The sequence below is a fragment of the Roseomonas sp. WA12 genome, from assembly GCF_054165765.1.
Window position 1 is genome coordinate 4671090 of sequence record NZ_CM135108.1, and the last position, 15437, is coordinate 4686526.

The 15437-nt window shown below is 71.1% G+C and carries 13 protein-coding genes; 10 read left to right on the top strand and 3 right to left on the bottom strand.

What is annotated here, in order from left to right:
- Nucleotides 1-58: 58 nt before the first annotated feature.
- From ptsP to ACVBD7_RS22030, 5 genes are all read left to right on the top strand, one after another.
- A complete protein-coding gene (gene ptsP, locus ACVBD7_RS22010; protein WP_458095377.1) occupies nucleotides 59-1939 on the top strand; it encodes a phosphoenolpyruvate--protein phosphotransferase in 1881 nt (626 codons plus the stop codon).
- 192 nt (nucleotides 1940-2131) lie between these two features.
- Complete coding sequence (gene ahcY / locus ACVBD7_RS22015) at nucleotides 2132-3547, top strand: adenosylhomocysteinase (protein WP_458095378.1); 1416 nt, start codon at nucleotides 2132-2134, stop codon at nucleotides 3545-3547.
- 228 nt (nucleotides 3548-3775) lie between these two features.
- Nucleotides 3776-6358 carry a DNA translocase FtsK 4TM domain-containing protein gene (locus ACVBD7_RS22020; protein ID WP_458095379.1) on the top strand — a complete coding sequence of 861 codons (2583 nt, stop codon included), beginning with the start codon at nucleotides 3776-3778 and terminating at the stop codon, nucleotides 6356-6358.
- On the top strand, nucleotides 6351-6827 hold the full coding sequence (locus ACVBD7_RS22025) for a cupin (RefSeq protein WP_458095380.1): 477 nt from the start codon (nucleotides 6351-6353) through the stop codon (nucleotides 6825-6827). The genes ACVBD7_RS22020 and ACVBD7_RS22025 overlap by 8 nt, the downstream gene beginning before the upstream one ends.
- A gap of 111 nt (nucleotides 6828-6938) precedes the next feature.
- Nucleotides 6939-7535, top strand: coding sequence for a hypothetical protein (locus ACVBD7_RS22030; RefSeq protein WP_458095381.1), 597 nt, complete (start codon nucleotides 6939-6941; stop codon nucleotides 7533-7535).
- Nucleotides 7536-7580: 45 nt separating this feature from the next.
- Here the strand turns inward: ACVBD7_RS22030 and ACVBD7_RS22035 are convergent, their stop codons facing one another.
- From ACVBD7_RS22035 to purM, 3 genes are read right to left on the bottom strand one after another with little or no spacing between them, the layout of a single operon-like run.
- Nucleotides 7581-7739 carry a preprotein translocase subunit SecE gene (locus ACVBD7_RS22035; RefSeq protein ID WP_458095382.1) on the bottom strand — a complete coding sequence of 53 codons (159 nt, stop codon included), beginning with the start codon at nucleotides 7737-7739 and terminating at the stop codon, nucleotides 7581-7583.
- 44 nt (nucleotides 7740-7783) lie between these two features.
- Nucleotides 7784-8470 carry a phosphoribosylglycinamide formyltransferase gene (gene purN, locus ACVBD7_RS22040; RefSeq protein WP_458095383.1) on the bottom strand — a complete coding sequence of 229 codons (687 nt, stop codon included), beginning with the start codon at nucleotides 8468-8470 and terminating at the stop codon, nucleotides 7784-7786.
- Nucleotides 8458-9519, bottom strand: coding sequence for a phosphoribosylformylglycinamidine cyclo-ligase (gene purM, locus ACVBD7_RS22045; RefSeq protein WP_458095384.1), 1062 nt, complete (start codon nucleotides 9517-9519; stop codon nucleotides 8458-8460). The genes purN and purM overlap by 13 nt, the downstream gene beginning before the upstream one ends.
- 61 nt (nucleotides 9520-9580) lie before the next feature.
- Here purM and ACVBD7_RS22050 point away from each other — a divergent pair, with 61 nt between their 5' ends.
- The 5 genes from ACVBD7_RS22050 to ACVBD7_RS22070 are packed head-to-tail and all read left to right on the top strand — an operon-like array spanning nucleotide 9581 to nucleotide 15339.
- Nucleotides 9581-10402, top strand: a complete 822-nt coding sequence (locus ACVBD7_RS22050) for a hypothetical protein (RefSeq protein WP_458095385.1) — start codon at nucleotides 9581-9583, stop codon at nucleotides 10400-10402.
- The gene (locus tag ACVBD7_RS22055; protein ID WP_458095386.1) at nucleotides 10386-11042 is read left to right on the top strand and encodes a CDP-alcohol phosphatidyltransferase family protein; all 657 of its coding nucleotides are present in this window, start codon (nucleotides 10386-10388) and stop codon (nucleotides 11040-11042) included. Before ACVBD7_RS22050 ends, ACVBD7_RS22055 begins: the two co-directional genes overlap by 17 nt.
- Nucleotides 11039-12211, top strand: a complete 1173-nt coding sequence (locus ACVBD7_RS22060) for an AI-2E family transporter (protein WP_458095387.1) — start codon at nucleotides 11039-11041, stop codon at nucleotides 12209-12211. The genes ACVBD7_RS22055 and ACVBD7_RS22060 overlap by 4 nt, the downstream gene beginning before the upstream one ends.
- Nucleotides 12211-12957, top strand: a complete 747-nt coding sequence (locus tag ACVBD7_RS22065) for a chromosomal replication initiator DnaA (protein WP_458095388.1) — start codon at nucleotides 12211-12213, stop codon at nucleotides 12955-12957. Before ACVBD7_RS22060 ends, ACVBD7_RS22065 begins: the two co-directional genes overlap by 1 nt.
- Nucleotides 12958-12966: 9 nt before the next feature.
- The gene (locus tag ACVBD7_RS22070; protein ID WP_458095389.1) at nucleotides 12967-15339 is read left to right on the top strand and encodes an RNA degradosome polyphosphate kinase; all 2373 of its coding nucleotides are present in this window, start codon (nucleotides 12967-12969) and stop codon (nucleotides 15337-15339) included.
- The last annotated feature ends 98 nt before the right edge of the window (nucleotides 15340-15437 follow it).

A 15437-nucleotide genomic window follows, 5' to 3' on the forward strand; every position in this document is an offset into this window, starting at 1 on the left:
GGATGCGACCGGCCACGAGGGTTTGAGCCGCCGGCAAGAGGCCGGCAGGAGCGGATGGATGAAGACGGAGGCGCCCGCCACGGCCCGCGGCGCGGACGGCAAGCCCGCCGAGCCGCGCAAGCCCGAGCCACGGAAGCCTGAGCCGAGGAAAGGTGGGCGGCGCACGAGCGAGCTGTCGATCAAGGGGATCCCCATCTCCCCTGGCGTCGCCATCGGTCCCGTCTTCGATGCCGCCGCTGCCCCCGCCGCCGCGCCCCGCCGCAGCATCACCGGAGTGAAGGTGGAGGAGGAGCGGGCCCGCCTGAACGCGGCCGTTGCTGCCTCCCGCAAGCAGATCGGCAAGCTGAAGGCCCGGCTGGCCATCCTGCCCGAGGAGGCGCAGGAGGAGCTGGAGCCGCTGCTCGATGCCTATGCGATGATGCTGGGCGAGAGCCGGCTGATCCGCGGCGCCCGCAAGCGCATCGAGGCGGAGCTGCTCTCGGCGGAGACCGCGGTGGAGGACGAGGCGGAGGCGATCGCCTCCGCCATCATGCAGGCGCGCGACGACGACAAGCCCGGCCTGCGCCGCCGCGCCGGTGAGGTGCACGAAATCGCCCGGCGGCTGATGCGCAATCTCACGCAATCGGGCTTCCATTCCTTCAAGGACGTGCCGGAGCGCTCCATCCTCGTCGCCGAGGAACTCACCCCGGCCGATGCCGCGCTGCTCGACCCCTCCCGCATCGCGGGCGTGGCGACCGAGGAGGGCGGGGCGGACGGCCACACCGCCATCATGCTGCGCGCGCTCGGCATCCCAAGCGTGCTGGGCCTGCCTGGCCTGACCAACGCGCTCTCCCGCGGGGATGAGGCGGTGGTGGATGGCGGTGCCGGCACCATCGTGCTGCGGCCGGGCAAGGAGGCACTGGTCGCTGGCCGCGCGGCTCTCTCGGCCTATGCGAAGGAGCGCACCCGCCTCGGCAAGCTGCGCCGCCTGCCCTCGGTCACGACCGATGGCGAGGAGATGGAGCTGCAGGCCAATCTGGAGATTCCGGCCGAACTGCCGCTGATCGCCCAGGCCGGTGCCCAGGGAATCGGGCTGCTGCGCACCGAGTTCCTGTTCATGAACCGCCAGGACCTTCCGGACGAGGAGGCGCATTTCGAGGCCTATCGCCAGATCGTGGAGGGCACGGACGGCGCGGGCGTGACCATCCGCGTGCTCGACTGGGGCGGCGAGAAGGACATGGAGGCGCTGGCGGAGGGGGTGGAGCCCTTCCATGCCGGCCCCAACCCCGCGCTCGGCCTGCGCGGCATCCGGATGCTTCTGCGCCGGCCCGAGCTGCTGGAGGTGCAGTTCGCCGCCATCCTGCGCGTGGCCTCCCTCGGCCCCGTGCGCGTGCTGCTGCCGATGGTAACGGTGCCGGAGGAGGTGCGGGCGGCCCGCGAGGTGTTCGACCGCGTGGTCAAGCGCGTGCGCCGCCGCGGCGTGGCGCTGCCCGAGAAGCTGCCGCCTCTCGGCGTGATGATCGAGACGCCTGGCGCGGCGCTGGCGGCCGATGCCATCGCGCTGGAGGCCGACTTCTTCTCGATCGGCACCAACGACCTGGCCATGTACACGCTGGCGGTGGACCGGGCGGAGGTGGAGGTGTCCCACCTCTACGACCCGCTGCACCCGGCCGTGCTTCGCCTGATCCAGTTCGCCACCGAGGCCGCGCTGCGGTTGCGCATGCCCGTTTCCGTCTGCGGCGAGATGGCGGGGAACCCGCGGCTGGTGCCTCTCCTGATGGGTCTGGGCATCCGCAGCCTGTCCATGAACGCCAGCGCGATTCCGCGCGTGAAGCAGATGGTACGCGCGCTGAACGTGGATGACTGCGCCCGCTTTGCCCGCCGGGTGATGGAGCAGAGCGACCCGAAGCGCATCCAGGAGCTGGTGATGAACTTCGTGCCCGGAGAGAAAGGCCAGTAAGGCCGGCGGGGACGGTTTTCCGGCGGCACCGTCGGGCGAGAACTTCGAGAGGAAACTGGTCGGAGGGCCAACCCCGGAGCAGGCTTTGCGCCCGCCGGGAAGCACATAAAGATATCCTGATATGGTTTATACTCTTGGCCTGCCCGCCCCCGCCGTGATAGGCGAGCGCCGATCCCGGAAGGCCAGCCCACCATGCCCGATACCCTCCCCCCCAAGACCGACTACGTCGTCGCCGACCTCTCCCTTGCCGCCTTTGGCCGCAAGGAGATCGAGATGGCCGAGGACGAGATGCCCGGCCTGATGGCCACGCGCCGTGAGTACGGCCCGGCCCAGGTGCTGAAGGGCGCCCGCATCGCCGGCTGCCTGCACATGACCATCCAGACCGCCGTGCTGATCGAGACGCTCAAGGCGCTCGGCGCTGATGTGCGCTGGTCCTCCTGCAACATCTTCTCCACCCAGGACCACGCCGCGGCCGCCATCGCCGCCTCCGGCACGCCGGTCTTCGCCATCAAGGGCGAGAGCCTTGAGGATTACTGGCGCTACGTGCAGCGCACGCTGGAGTGGGCGGACGGCGGCGAGCCGAACCTGCTGCTCGACGATGGCGGCGACATGACGCTGCTCGTCCATTACGGCCTGCGCGCCGAGCAGGGCGACACGAAGTTTCTCGATGGCGCGACCAACGAGGAGGAGACCGTGTTCTTCGCCCTCATCAAGTCGCTGCTGACCGAGAAGCCGGGCTGGTTCGCCAAGCTGGCCGCGTCCCTCAAGGGCGTCTCCGAGGAGACGACGACGGGCGTGCACCGCCTCTACACGATGGCGAAGGAGGGCAAGCTGCTTTTCCCCGCGATCAACGTGAACGACAGCGTCACCAAGTCGAAGTTCGACAACCTCTACGGCTGCCGCGAGTCCCTGGTGGACGCGCTGCGCCGCGGCACCGACCTGATGATGGCCGGCAAGACCGCCTGCGTCGCCGGCTTCGGCGATGTCGGCAAGGGCTCCGCCGCCAGCCTCCGCAACGCCGGCTGCCGTGTGATGGTGACTGAGATCGACCCGATCTGCGCCCTGCAGGCCTCGATGGAGGGCTATGAGGTCGTGACGATGGAGGAGGCCGCCCCGCGCGCCGATATCTTCGTCACCGCGACCGGCAACGTCGATGTCATCACCATCGACCACATGCGCGCCATGAAGAACCGCGCCGTCGTGTCCAATATCGGCCACTTCGACAGCGAGATTCAGGTCGCGGCGCTCCGCAACCTGAAGTGGACGAACATCAAGCCGCAGGTGGACGAGATCCAGTTCCCCGACGGCAAGAAGATCACGCTGCTCTCCGAGGGGCGGCTGGTGAACCTGGGCAACGCCACGGGCCACCCCTCCTTCGTGATGTCCGCCTCCTTCACGAACCAGACGCTCGCGCAGATCGAGCTGTGGACCAACGGCGCCGCCTACGGCAACCAGGTCTACACCCTGCCCAAGCACCTGGATGAGAAGGTGGCCCTGCTGCATCTGGAGAAGGTGGGCGCGAAGCTCACCAAGCTGACCCAGGCGCAGGCCGACTATATCGGCGTGACCCAGGCCGGCCCCTTCAAGGCCGAGATGTACCGCTACTGAGCCGACCCGTCGGATAGGGACGGCCTCCTTATGGCCGTTCCCGTCTGGCAGGCGATCACCGGCCCGCCCATCGCGCGGCCCTGCACCAGCAAGCGGTGCAGGGCCGCGCGATTGTATTTTCTGGGCCACTTTCCCGGCGCTGAGCGGATTCATCAGGAACTGTGTCACACAAACCAACGGCTTAGGTTGTAGTCTTCTCCCAGAGCATCAATCCTGCCCGGGAAGACCATGCCGCGCGCCTCCGCCGACCGATCAGCCAGCACCGCCGCGGGCACCGCCCCCGTTATCGACCATGCCGGCATGAACCCATTCGGCACGCCGGCCGGGATCCGCCGCTTCGCCTCCCCCGCCGTGAAGGCGGCGCTGAAGCGGCGGGGGGCGCAGCTTCTGGGCATGATCTCGGGGCTGCTGGGGCTGGCCGTGCTGGTCGCGCTGGCCAGCCACAACCCGGCCGATCCCTCCCTCTCCACCGCCACGAGCCGCCTGCCGACCAATCTCGCGGGGCCTTTCGGGGCCCGCGTTTCGGATGTGCTGCTGCAGGGCTTCGGCTGGGCGGGGCTGCTGCCGGCCGCCTGCCTGCTGACCTGGGCGCTGCGCCTTTCCACCCATCGCGGCCTTTCGCCTTTCGCGGGACGCATGGCGGCACTGCTGGCCGGGTTGCCGCTGCTGGCGGCCTCCTTTTCCTCCAGCCCGCTTCCGGCGCCCTTCCCGGGCGGCACGGCCGGCGGCGCCGTTGGACCCCTGGTGCGCGAGGCGGTGGACGAGACGGTCGGTGCCCTGTTCGGGCCGTTGGGCAACGCGCTCGGCAATGCGGGGATTGCGGGCCTGGCGGCGGTGGCGACGGTGCTTGCCCTGGCCATCCCGCTCTCCTCCTGGCGCCGGGCGGGCGGTGCCGCGGCGCGACGCAGCCATGGGCTGGCCGGCAATATTCTCCGGCGCCGCGCCGCGGCCCGCCAGCGCGCTGCCGAAGCGCGCCAGGCCCGCGCGCGGCAGACCGGACAGGAGGCGCCGGTAGCGCAGCCCGGCCTGCTTGCGCGGCTTATGGGCGCGTCCTCCGGCCTGGCCGGGCTGATCCGGCGCCGGCCGGAGCCCTCGCCGCAGCTCTCCGCCCTGCTGCGCGCCGCCGATGCCGCGGCAGAGGAGGCGCCCGCCCCGAGGCCCTCGCCGCGCCGCGCACCGAAGCCGCAGCCCGAGCCGCCCGCCGATTCCGAGGCGTCCGAGGGACCGCGCATTGCCGAGCGCGTGCTGCCCCCGCGTCGCCTGCCGATCTCCGAGACGGTGAAGAAGGGCGATGACGGCAAGTTCCGCCTGCCGCCGCTCTCCCTCCTCGCCGCCGCGCCGCCGCGCCGCGACTCCGGCCCCTCCCGCGAGGCGCTGGAGGAGAATGCGCGGCTGCTGGAATCCGTGCTCGACGACTACGGCGTGCGCGGCCGCATCGTGGACATCCGACCCGGCCCCGTCGTCACGCTGTACGAGCTGGAGCCGGCGCCGGGCACGAAGTCCGCCCGCGTGATCGGGCTGGCAGACGACATCGCGCGCAGCATGTGCGTGCTGGCCGTGCGCATCGCGACCGTGCCCGGCCGCAACGTCATCGGCATCGAGATGCCGAACGCCAAGCGCGAGATGGTCTACTTCTCCGAGATGATGGAGGCCGAGGACTGGTCCCGGAATCCCGGCAAGCTGCCGCTGGCGCTGGGCAAGGATATCGGCGGCGCGCCCGTCGTCGCCGACCTAGCACGCATGCCGCATCTGCTGATCGCGGGCACCACCGGCTCGGGCAAGTCGGTGGGCATCAACACGATGATCCTGTCGCTGCTCTACCGCTTCGGGCCGGATGAGTGCCGCTTCATCATGATCGACCCGAAGATGCTGGAGCTGTCGGTCTATGACCGCATCCCGCATCTGCTGGCGCCCGTGGTGACGGAGCCGCCCAAGGCGATCGGCGCCCTGAAGTGGACGGTCCGCGAGATGGAGCGCCGCTACAAGGCGATGAGCCAGCTCGGCGTCCGCAACATCGGCGGCTACAACGAGAAGGTGGCCGCGGCCGCCACGCGCGGAGACCAGCTGACGCGCCGCGTGCAGACGGGCTTCGACCCCGAGACGGGCAAGCCGGTTTTCGAGGACCAGCCGCTCAACCTGCAGTCCCTGCCGATGATCGTCGTCGTCATCGACGAGATGGCGGACCTGATGATCGTGGCGGGCAAGGAGATCGAGGCGGCGGTGCAGCGGCTGGCGCAGATGGCGCGCGCCGCTGGCATCCACGTCATCATGGCCACCCAGCGCCCGTCGGTGGACGTCATCACCGGCACCATCAAGGCGAACTTCCCGACCCGTATCTCCTTCGCGGTGACGAGCAAGATCGACAGCCGCACCATCCTCGGCGAGCAGGGCGCGGAGCAGCTGCTCGGCCAGGGCGACATGCTGCACATGGCCGGTGGCGGGCGCGTGAACCGCGTGCACGGCCCCTTCGTCTCCGACGAGGAGGTGGAGCGCGTGGTGGACTTCCTGCGCGAGCAGGGCGAGCCCGCCTATATCGAGGAGGTCACCGAGATCGAGGACGACGAGGAGGGCGGTGCCGTCTTCGACTCCACCTCGAATGGTGGCGGCGGCGAGAAGGGTCTCTACGAGCAGGCCGTGGCCCTCGTCTCGCGTGAGGGCAAGGCGAGCACCAGCTTCGTCCAGCGCCATCTCAACATCGGCTACAATCGCGCGGCCAAGCTGATCGAGCAGATGGAGAGGGACGGCGTGGTGGGCCCGGCCAACCATGTCGGCAAGCGCGAGGTTCTGACGCGCGCGAGCGCCGATGACTGAGCAGCACCGCTTCGCGCCCTCCGGTGGCATTCCCAATTCGGGGCTGCCGCTCGTGGTGTGGCGGGGGGCGCTGCCTCGCGGGGCGGAGGCGATCACGGCGCATTTCGCACGCCACGGCTGGTCCAACGCATGGACAAACGGCGTGTTCGATTACCACCACTTCCACAGTATCGCGCATGAGGCGCTGGGCGTGTCCCTTGGCGAAGCGCGAGTCCGCTTCGGGGGGCCGGGCGGCGAGACGCTGACCCTGCGCGCGGGCGATGCGGTGGTGATTCCGGCGGGCGTCGGGCATTGCCGGGAATGGGCGAGCGCCGATTTCGAGGTCGTCGGCGCCTATCCCGGTGGCGGAGACTACGACATCCGCCGCGGCGAGCCCGCCGAGCGCGCGGAGGTGGAGGCCAATATTGCTTCCCTGCCGCTGCCGGAGACAAATCCGGTGGATGGCCGCGGGATGCCGGGCTGGGCGTAGGCGAGCGGCACGCGGCCTGCGGCCGTGCACGACCGTGAGACGGGCAGGCACCCCTTGCGCCGTCCCGACCACGCCCCCTTCTCTGCCCCTGCCTCGAACCGGAGGGCTCCGATGCGCCCCGTACTTGCCGCCTTCGCCCTGGCCACGCTGGCCACCGCCGCACAGGCCCAGACCCGGCCCGCGACTTTTCCCACACGGGATGTGGTCGTGAGCTACCGCGTGCTCGGCAACACCTCCGGCCAGGGCCCGCGCGAATTTACGGTCGCGGCCCTGGCCTCGGAGGAGCGGGTGCGGGTGGAGTCGGCCTCCATGCCCGCCTGGGCCCTGGCGGACCGCCGCACCGGGCGCACCGAGATGGTGATGGACTCCATGCGGGTCGTGACCCCGAGCCCGCTGCGGCAGGACGAGGCAATGCGCTATCTGCGCCTGGCCGAGACCGCGCGGCTGACGCGCGCCGGCACGGCCAGCCAAGCCGGCCAGACCTGCACGAATTACCGCTGGGAGGAGCAGGGCCAGCGCGGCACCGCCTGCCTCACCGGCGATGGCGTGCTGCTGCGCGGCGTGAACGAGCGCGGCGAGGGGGTGGAGGCGGTACGCGTGGAATATGCCCGCCAGGACCCCGCCCGCTTCCGCGTGCCGGAGGGCTACCGGCGCGTCGATCTCGGCGACATGGCGCGCAGCCTCGGCCTCGGCGGCCCGCGCCGGTAGGCCGGGGCGGGCCGGGGTGTCAGGCGGGCCGGGGCCCGCGCCAACTCAGCCGAAGAAGACCTTCAGCGCCACGAGCAGCAGGATCACTGCGCCGATCACCCAGCTGGTCGCGCGGGTGAACATGGCCCAGCCGGTCTGGCGCTCGGGCAGGATGTCCTTCGCCTTTACCTCGACGAGGTCGATGTGCTGCTGGGCCTCGGCCATGGGGTCTGCCTCGCATGATGGGCCGCGCCGGGCGGGCGCGGCGGTCAGGCCGTTTCTGTAGGCAGGCCGGGCGCACCGGGCAAGGGGTTGGCGAGCGCCCCCTGTGCCATCGGTGCTGTCAGCACCACGCGATCCCCCACCAGCCGAGCGGCGCCGGAGGCGGCCCAGGCGAGGGCGGCGGGGTAGATGCGGTGCTCCTGGGCCAGAACGCGGGCGGCCAGAGCGGCCTCGTCATCCCCCGCCAGCACGGGCACGGCAGCCTGGGCGATGATCGGCCCCTCATCCACGCCGGGCGTGACGAAATGCACGGTGCAGCCGTGCAGCCGCACCCCGGCGGCCAAGGCCCGGGCATGGGTGTCCAGCCCCGGGAAGGCGGGGAGGAGGCTCGGGTGGATGTTCAGCATTCGCCCTGCCCAGGCGGAAACGAAGCCCTCGGTCAGCACGCGCATGAAGCCGGCCAGCGCGATCAACCCGATCCCGGCTTTATCAAACCGGGCCTGGAGCACCGCCTCGAAGGCCGCGCGGTCGCGGCCGAAGGGGCGACTCTCCACCACGGCTGTGGGAATGCCGGCCTCCTGCGCCCGCGCCAGCCCGGCCGCGTCGGGCTTGTTGGACAGCACCAGGGCGAGCTCGGCCGGGTAGTCCGGTTGCTGCGCGGCCGCGATCAGGGCTCCCAGATTGCTGCCGCGGCCGGAGATGAGGACCGCGACGCGCCGCTTCAGTTCGGCCATGCGGCGGAGAGGCCTTCCATGCGCACCTCGGCCTCGCCCTCGCCGGCCTCGATGCGGCCGATGCGATGGGCGGTCTCGCCGTGCTCACCCAGCATGGCGATCGCGGCCTCGGCCTTCCCGGCCTCGACAACCAGGCACATGCCGATGCCGCAGTTGAACACCCGCAGCATTTCCTCTGGCTCCACCCCGCCGGTGCGGGCCAGCCAGCCGAAGACGGGCGGCACGGGCCAGGAGGTCGCGTCCACCACGGCGACGGTGCCGTCGGGCAGGACTCGAGGCAGGTTCCCCGGCAGCCCGCCGCCGGTGATATGGGCGGCCGCCTTGATCAGCCCGGCGCGGTGCAGGGCCAGCACCGGCTTCACATAGATGCGGGTGGGCTCCAGCAGCGCCTCGCCCAGGGTCTTGCTGGCGGCGAAGGGGGCAGGATCGGTCAGCCCGGCATTCCCGGCCTCCACGATCCGGCGGACGAGGGAATAGCCGTTGGAATGCACGCCCGAGGCGCCCAGCCCCAGCACCACGTCGCCGGGACCGACATCGCCGGCCGGCAGCAGCGCCCCGCGCTCGGCGGCGCCGACGGAGAAGCCGGCCAGGTCGTAGTCACCCTTGTGGTACATGCCCGGCATCTCGGCCGTCTCGCCCCCCACCAGGGCGCAGCCGGCCTGGCGGCAACCCTCGGCGATTCCCGACACGACATCGGCCGCCTGGGCCACGTCCAGCGCACCGGTCGCGAAGTAATCGAGGAAGAAGAGCGGCTCTGCACCCTGCACGACCAGGTCGTTCACGCACATGGCAACGAGGTCGATGCCGACGGTGGAATGGTGCCTGGCATCGATCGCCAGCCGCAGCTTCGTGCCCACCCCATCGGTGGAGGAGACGAGGACGGGATCCGTGAAACCGGCCGCCTTCAGGTCGAACAGCGCGCCGAAGCCACCCAGGCCCCCCATGGTGCCGGTGCGGTCCGTGGAACGGGCGAGCGGCTTGATGCGGTCCACCAGGGCGTCGCCGGCCTCGATGTCCACCCCGGCGTCGCGGTAGGTCAGTCTGGTCATGGCGGTCCTTGATCGGCTATCCCCAGGGGCGAACCACAATGCGGTCCACGGGGAGCGGCTTATGCCCAGTTCAGACGGTCGCGCTACCCATCATGTCCGGGCATCGCGCGCAATCCATCCCCGGCGCAAGGCGGGGATGCAGGCGGTGATCCATGCCGCTGCCCTGTCGGCAGCCCTGTCAGCGGGGCTGATCCTCGCCCCGGCCGCCATGGCGCAGGACGATCCGGCGGTGCAGCGCGGCGTGGCCGCCGAGGCCACGGCGGCGAATGCCGTGCTGGCCAAGGAGCGCGCGATCGCCAACGCGCAGCGCGCCGCCTACCAGCGCTACGCTGCGGCGACCGGCGCCAATCCCAACGCCTCGGCCTCGCAGATCGAGTCGATGGTGACGAGCATGGTGGTGGAGCAGGAACGCTCCACCCTGAACGGCTATTCCGGCCGCTACACCATCCGCTTCCGCGGCGCCGGCTCCTCCTCCTCCGGGGCGGTCGCGAGCTCGGGTGGCGGGAACAGCGGCGCGCTGCCGCCGCTCGGCGGGCCCTCGGCCCCGGCGGCCGCTTCGGCCAGCCTGCCGCCGGGCACGCCGCCGATCCTGCCGCTCTCCTCCTATCTCGAGGCCGGGACGAACTTCCGCTCCTTCGACGAGTGGCTGACCCTGCGACGCCGCCTGCTCGCCCAGCCCTCGGTGGGCAGCGTGGACATCCTGGCCATCTCCACCGAAGGCGCCCGCCTCCGCATCGGCCTGCGCAGCCCGCCCGAGACGGCGGCCGGGGCGCTGGCCGCGGGCGGGATCGCCCTGGTGCCGAGCCAACCGCCTTTGCCCAACGGCCTGCCGAACCCGGCCACCGGCCCGGGCTGGCGAGTCGGTCTTGCCGGAGGGGCTTGATCCCGGGCTGGGTCGGGATGTGAAGGGCGGCCTCGCCGCCCGCACCGCCGGCACCACGCAAGCCACCGCGCCCTCCGGTGCCACGATCCCGGCCTCGGAAAGCGCGCTGTTCACCCTGCCTAACCTCATCACCCTGGCCCGGCTCTGTGCCGTGCCGGCGGTTGTGTGGCTGGTCATCCAGCACCGGCTGGACCTCGCTTTCCTGCTCTTCGTCGGCGCCGGCGTGTCGGATGCGGTGGATGGCTGGCTGGCACGGGTGCGCAATGCCCGGTCCTTCCTCGGCGCCCTGCTGGACCCGGTCGCGGACAAGGCCCTGCTCGTCTCGGTCTATGTCACTCTCGCCATTGTCGGCGTGCTGCCCGATTGGCTGGCCATCCTCGTGGTGTTCCGGGACCTGGTGATCGTCGGTGGGCTGCTGGTGCTGGCGCTGATGGGCACGCGCCCGGCAATCCGGCCTATCCTGATTTCCAAGCTGAACACGGCGATGCAGATCGCCCTCGCGGCCATGGCGCTGCTGCTGGCGGGCTTCGATCTGGATGGTGGCTGGCTCCTGCCGGTGCTGATCGGCTGCGTCACGATCACCACCATCGCCTCCGGCGCGGCCTATGTGCGGGATGCCTCCCGCAGCCTGCCGGCATGACCGCGCCGGCGACCCAGCCCGCCCTGCCGCCCGTCCAGGCTCCCGCCCATCCGCCGGCCCGACCGGATCTCCCGCGGCCCCCGGGCCCGCGCAACGCGACGCGGGCGCAGCGGCTGGGGCTGGTCTTCGGGCTGCTCGCGGCTTTCGTCTTCTCGCTCTGGTTCTTCTCGGCGATCCTGACGCCCTTCGTGCTGGCGATCTGCATCGCCTACTTCCTGGACCCCGTGGCGGGCCGGCTGGCGCGGATCGGCGTGCCGCGCGGGCTGGCGGCGGGGCTGCTGATTCTCGGGCTGATGGCGCTGGCGCTGATCGCGCTGCTGCTGCTCTACCCGCTGCTTATCTCGCAGATCGGCGTGCTGCTCGCCCGGCTTCCCGCCTATGTCACCCGTATCGGCGCCACCCTGCAGGACGCGCTAGCCGCGGCCGAGGAGCGGATGCGGCCGATGGTGCTGGACCCACGGCTGAAGGACCTTGCGGTCTCGCAGCTCGGCTCCATGCTCGTCTGGCTGGGCACCTCGGCCACCCGGCTGATCGGCGGTGGCTACGCCCTGTTCAACGTGTTCACCTTTGCCGTCGTCACGCCGATCGTTGGCTTCTATCTGCTGCGGGACTGGCCCCGGCTGATCGCGCGGGTGGAAACCTGGCTACCGCGCCGCAACGCCGCCGTGCTGCGGCAGCTGGCGCATGACACCGACCGGGTGCTCTCGGCCTGGCTGCGCGGGCAGCTGCTCTGCTGCGCGCTGCTGGCCATCTATTACGCCATCGTCCTCTCGGCGGTGGGGCTGGAGCTCGGTCTGCTCGTCGGGCTTCTGGCGGGGATGTTCACCTTCATCCCCTATGTCGGCTCCATGACGGGCATGGCGACCGCCGTCCTTCTGGCCATCGGCCAGTTCGGAAACTGGCGGGACGTGGCGATGGTGGCGGCCGTCTTCGTCTCAGGCCAGATCGTCGAAGGCTACATCATCTATCCCCGCCTGCTGGGGGACCGGGTGGAGCTGCACGCGGTTTGGGTGATCTTCGCGCTTTTCGCGGGCGGCGTGGCCTTCGGCTTCCTCGGCGTGCTGCTGGCGGTGCCCATCGCGGCCGCGATCGGCGTGCTCGCCCGCTACTGGCTCCGTCGCTACCTCGAGAGCCCGCTCTATCTCGACCCGCCGCGGACGGGTGGTTGATGCCGCGCCAGCTGCCCCTGCCCCTGCTGCCGCGCGACGGGATCGAGATCGACCCCATCCCGGATTCCTCCAACGCCGTTGCCCGCACCTGGCTCGGCGATCCCGGCAGCTGGCCCTCGGGCCGATTGGCCCTGCACGGGCCGGAGGGAAGCGGGAAATCCGCCTTTCTGGCCCAGGCGGCCCGCCGCCTCGGCCTGCGCCGCCTTTCCGGCCCCGCCCTCCGCGGCGTGCCCGACGGCGCGCCGACCGCGCTGGACGACGCCGACTGCGCCGCAGAGGAACCGGCCCTGTTCCACCTGATCAATGCCTGCGCCGCCGGCAGGCACCTGTTGCTGATGGCGGGGCGGGAACCGCCGGCGCGCTGGGAGGCCCGGCTGCCGGACCTCGCCAGCCGCCTGCGCGCCACAGCCGCCGCGCCGCTTGCTCAGCCCACGGACGCCCTGCTGCGCGCCCTGCTCGCCCGGCATTTCGAGCGCCGGCAGCTTCGGGTGGAGCCCGCCATCCAGGACTGGCTGCTCGCCCGCCTGCCCCGGGAAGCCGCGGTGCTGGCCGAGGCCGCGGCCCGGCTGGACCGCGCGGCCCTGGCCGATGGTGGCGGCGTGACCCGCGCGCTCGCCCGCGCCTCCCTGGCCGGCCTCATCGATGGCAGCGGGGATGGCGCGCCGGAGGAGGGCTGGACGGGGTTCGGTGACGATTCCGTGGCAACCTCTGGCGCGCCCTCCGCTTCCATGGGCACCCTGCTGTAATCTATGCCCATGGACACGAACACCGAGGCCAAGCCCGAGCCCGTCAAATCCGACTCCGCCAAGCCTGAGCAGGCCCGGCCGGTCGGCGCTCGTGCCGTGCGCCCGACAAGGGCCTCCCTCGCTCGGGAGGCCCAGGCCGCACCCCCGGCCGGACCGGCCGCTGCTCCGCCCATTGCGCCCAGGGAGCCGCCGGCTCCTGTGGTACACCAGGCCGTTCCCACGGCCGAGGCGCTGGCCGACCCCTCGCGCTTCATCAATCGTGAGCTATCCTGGCTGGCCTTCAACGAGCGCGTGCTGGAGGAGGCGGCCAACCCGGCCCATCCGCTCCTGGAGCGGCTGCGCTTCGTCGCCATCTCCTCCTCCAACCTCGACGAATTTTACTCGGTGCGCGTCGCCGGGCTGATGGGGCAGGAGCGGGCAGGGGTCGGTGCCCTCTCGCCCGACGGGCTGACCCCCGCCCAGCAGCTCCAGGCCGTGCATGAACGGGCGGGCCGCCTTCTGGCCGGCCAGCAACAGGGTTGGCGCAACCTGCGCGGCCAGCTTGCCGAGGCCGGCATCCGCGTCAGCGAGCCCCCCGAGCTGTCGGAGGCCGATCGCGAGTGGCTGTCCAACTGGTTCATGGAGCGGGTCTTCCCGGTGCTGACGCCGCTCGCGGTGGACCCGGCGCATCCCTTTCCCTTCATCGCCAACCTCGCGCTCTGCCTCATCATGAAGCTGGTGCGGGAGGAGGATGGCGGCACGATGCGGGCGTTGCTGCCGCTGCCGCCACAGATCGAGCGCTTCATCCGCCTGCCCAACGCCGGGCCGCGCGCGGATGGCGGGCGCGAGCCCGCGCGCTTCGTGCTGCTGGAGGAGGTGATCCTCCTCAACCTGCGCCGGCTGTTCCCGGGCTTCATCCTCGCCGAGCGCGGGCTGTTCCGCATCATTCGCGACACCGATGTAGAGTTTGAGGAAGAGGCGGAGGACCTCGTCCGCTCCTATGAGAGCGCGCTGAAACGCCGCCGCCGCGGCCGCGCCATCCGCCTCTCCGTCACCTCGGACACGCCCGCCGACATGGTGGAACTGGTGGCCGAGGAGCTGGACGCGCCGCGGGCCGAGATCTTCTCGCTCGACGGCCTGCTCGGCATTTCGGACCTGACGCAGCTCATCCTGGACGACCGGCCGGACCTGCTGTTCCGGCCCTACACGCCGCGTTTCCCCGAGCGCATCCTCGATTTTGGCGGCGACTGCTTCGCGGCGATCCGCGCGAAGGACATCGTCGTCCATCATCCTTACGAGTCCTTCGACGTCGTCGTGCAGTTCCTGCGCCAGGCCGCGCGGGACCCGGCCGTCGTCGCCATCAAGCAGACGCTGTACCGCACGAGCCGCGACAGCCCGATCGCGCGCGCGCTGATCGAGGCGGCGGATGCCGGCAAGTCCGTCACTGCCATGGTGGAGCTGAAGGCGCGCTTCGACGAGGAGCGCAACATCGCCCTCGCCCGTGAGCTGGAAGCGGCGGGCGTGCAGGTCGTCTACGGCTTCGTCGACCTCAAGACCCACGCGAAGGTCTCGCTCGTCGTGCGGCGCGAGAGCGGGATCCTGCGCTCCTACGCGCATTTCGGGACGGGCAACTACCATCCCGTCACCGCGCGCATCTACACCGACATCTCCTTCTTCACCGCCGATCCCGGGCTGACCCGCGATGCGTCCCGGCTGTTCAACTACATGACCGGCTACGCCCGCCCCGAGACGATGGAGAGCCTGGCCTTTGCGCCCCTCACCATCCGCCCGACGCTGATGGGCCTGATCGAGCAGGAGATCGCCAACGCGCGGGAGGGGCGCCCGGCGGGCATCTGGCTGAAGATGAACTCGCTGGTCGACGAGTCCCTGATCGACGCGCTGTATCGCGCGAGCGGAGCGGGGGTGAAGATCGAGTGCATCATCCGCGGCATCTGCTGCCTGCGCCCGGGCGTGCGCGGCCTGTCCGAGAACATCCGGGTGAAGTCCATCGTCGGCCGTTTCCTCGAGCATTCCCGCATCTGCGTGTTCGCCAACGGCCACCGCCTGCCCAGCCGCCGCGCCCGCGTGTTCATCAGCAGCGCCGACTGGATGGCGCGCAACATGGACTGGCGGGTGGAGACGATGGTGCCGGTGGAGAACCCCACCGTGCACGCGCAGATCCTGGACCAGATCATGGTCGTGAACCTGAAGGACCGCGACCAGTCCTGGGAGCTGCACCCCGATGCCAGCTACCGCCGTGTCGAGCCGGGCAACCAGCCGCTCTCGGCGCATGAGTACTTTATGACCAACCCCTCCCTCTCCGGCCGTGGCAGCGCGCTGCACCGCGCCCCCCGCAGCCGCGCCCCCACGCGCCGCCGGCCGGACCGCGTGGCACAGGACTGAGACGCTTGGATCTTCCCGAAGGAACCGGACCGGCAGTGCAGGCGGGTGAGACCGCCGCGCTCCGCCCGGGAGAGACGCAGCCGCCACGTGCGGGCGAC

Coding starts and splice junctions, on each gene's coding strand:
- ACVBD7_RS22020 (WP_458095379.1), top strand. CDS start 3,776: ATGCCGCGCGCCTCCGCCGACCGATCAGCCAGCACCGCCGCGGGCACC.
- ptsP (WP_458095377.1), top strand. CDS start 59: ATGAAGACGGAGGCGCCCGCCACGGCCCGCGGCGCGGACGGCAAGCCC.
- ACVBD7_RS22070 (WP_458095389.1), top strand. CDS start 12,967: ATGGACACGAACACCGAGGCCAAGCCCGAGCCCGTCAAATCCGACTCC.
- ACVBD7_RS22035 (WP_458095382.1), bottom strand. CDS start 7,739: ATGGCCGAGGCCCAGCAGCACATCGACCTCGTCGAGGTAAAGGCGAAG.
- ahcY (WP_458095378.1), top strand. CDS start 2,132: ATGCCCGATACCCTCCCCCCCAAGACCGACTACGTCGTCGCCGACCTC.
- ACVBD7_RS22065 (WP_458095388.1), top strand. CDS start 12,211: ATGCCGCGCCAGCTGCCCCTGCCCCTGCTGCCGCGCGACGGGATCGAG.
- ACVBD7_RS22050 (WP_458095385.1), top strand. CDS start 9,581: ATGCCCAGTTCAGACGGTCGCGCTACCCATCATGTCCGGGCATCGCGC.
- ACVBD7_RS22025 (WP_458095380.1), top strand. CDS start 6,351: ATGACTGAGCAGCACCGCTTCGCGCCCTCCGGTGGCATTCCCAATTCG.
- ACVBD7_RS22060 (WP_458095387.1), top strand. CDS start 11,039: ATGACCGCGCCGGCGACCCAGCCCGCCCTGCCGCCCGTCCAGGCTCCC.
- ACVBD7_RS22030 (WP_458095381.1), top strand. CDS start 6,939: ATGCGCCCCGTACTTGCCGCCTTCGCCCTGGCCACGCTGGCCACCGCC.
- purN (WP_458095383.1), bottom strand. CDS start 8,470: ATGGCCGAACTGAAGCGGCGCGTCGCGGTCCTCATCTCCGGCCGCGGC.
- purM (WP_458095384.1), bottom strand. CDS start 9,519: ATGACCAGACTGACCTACCGCGACGCCGGGGTGGACATCGAGGCCGGC.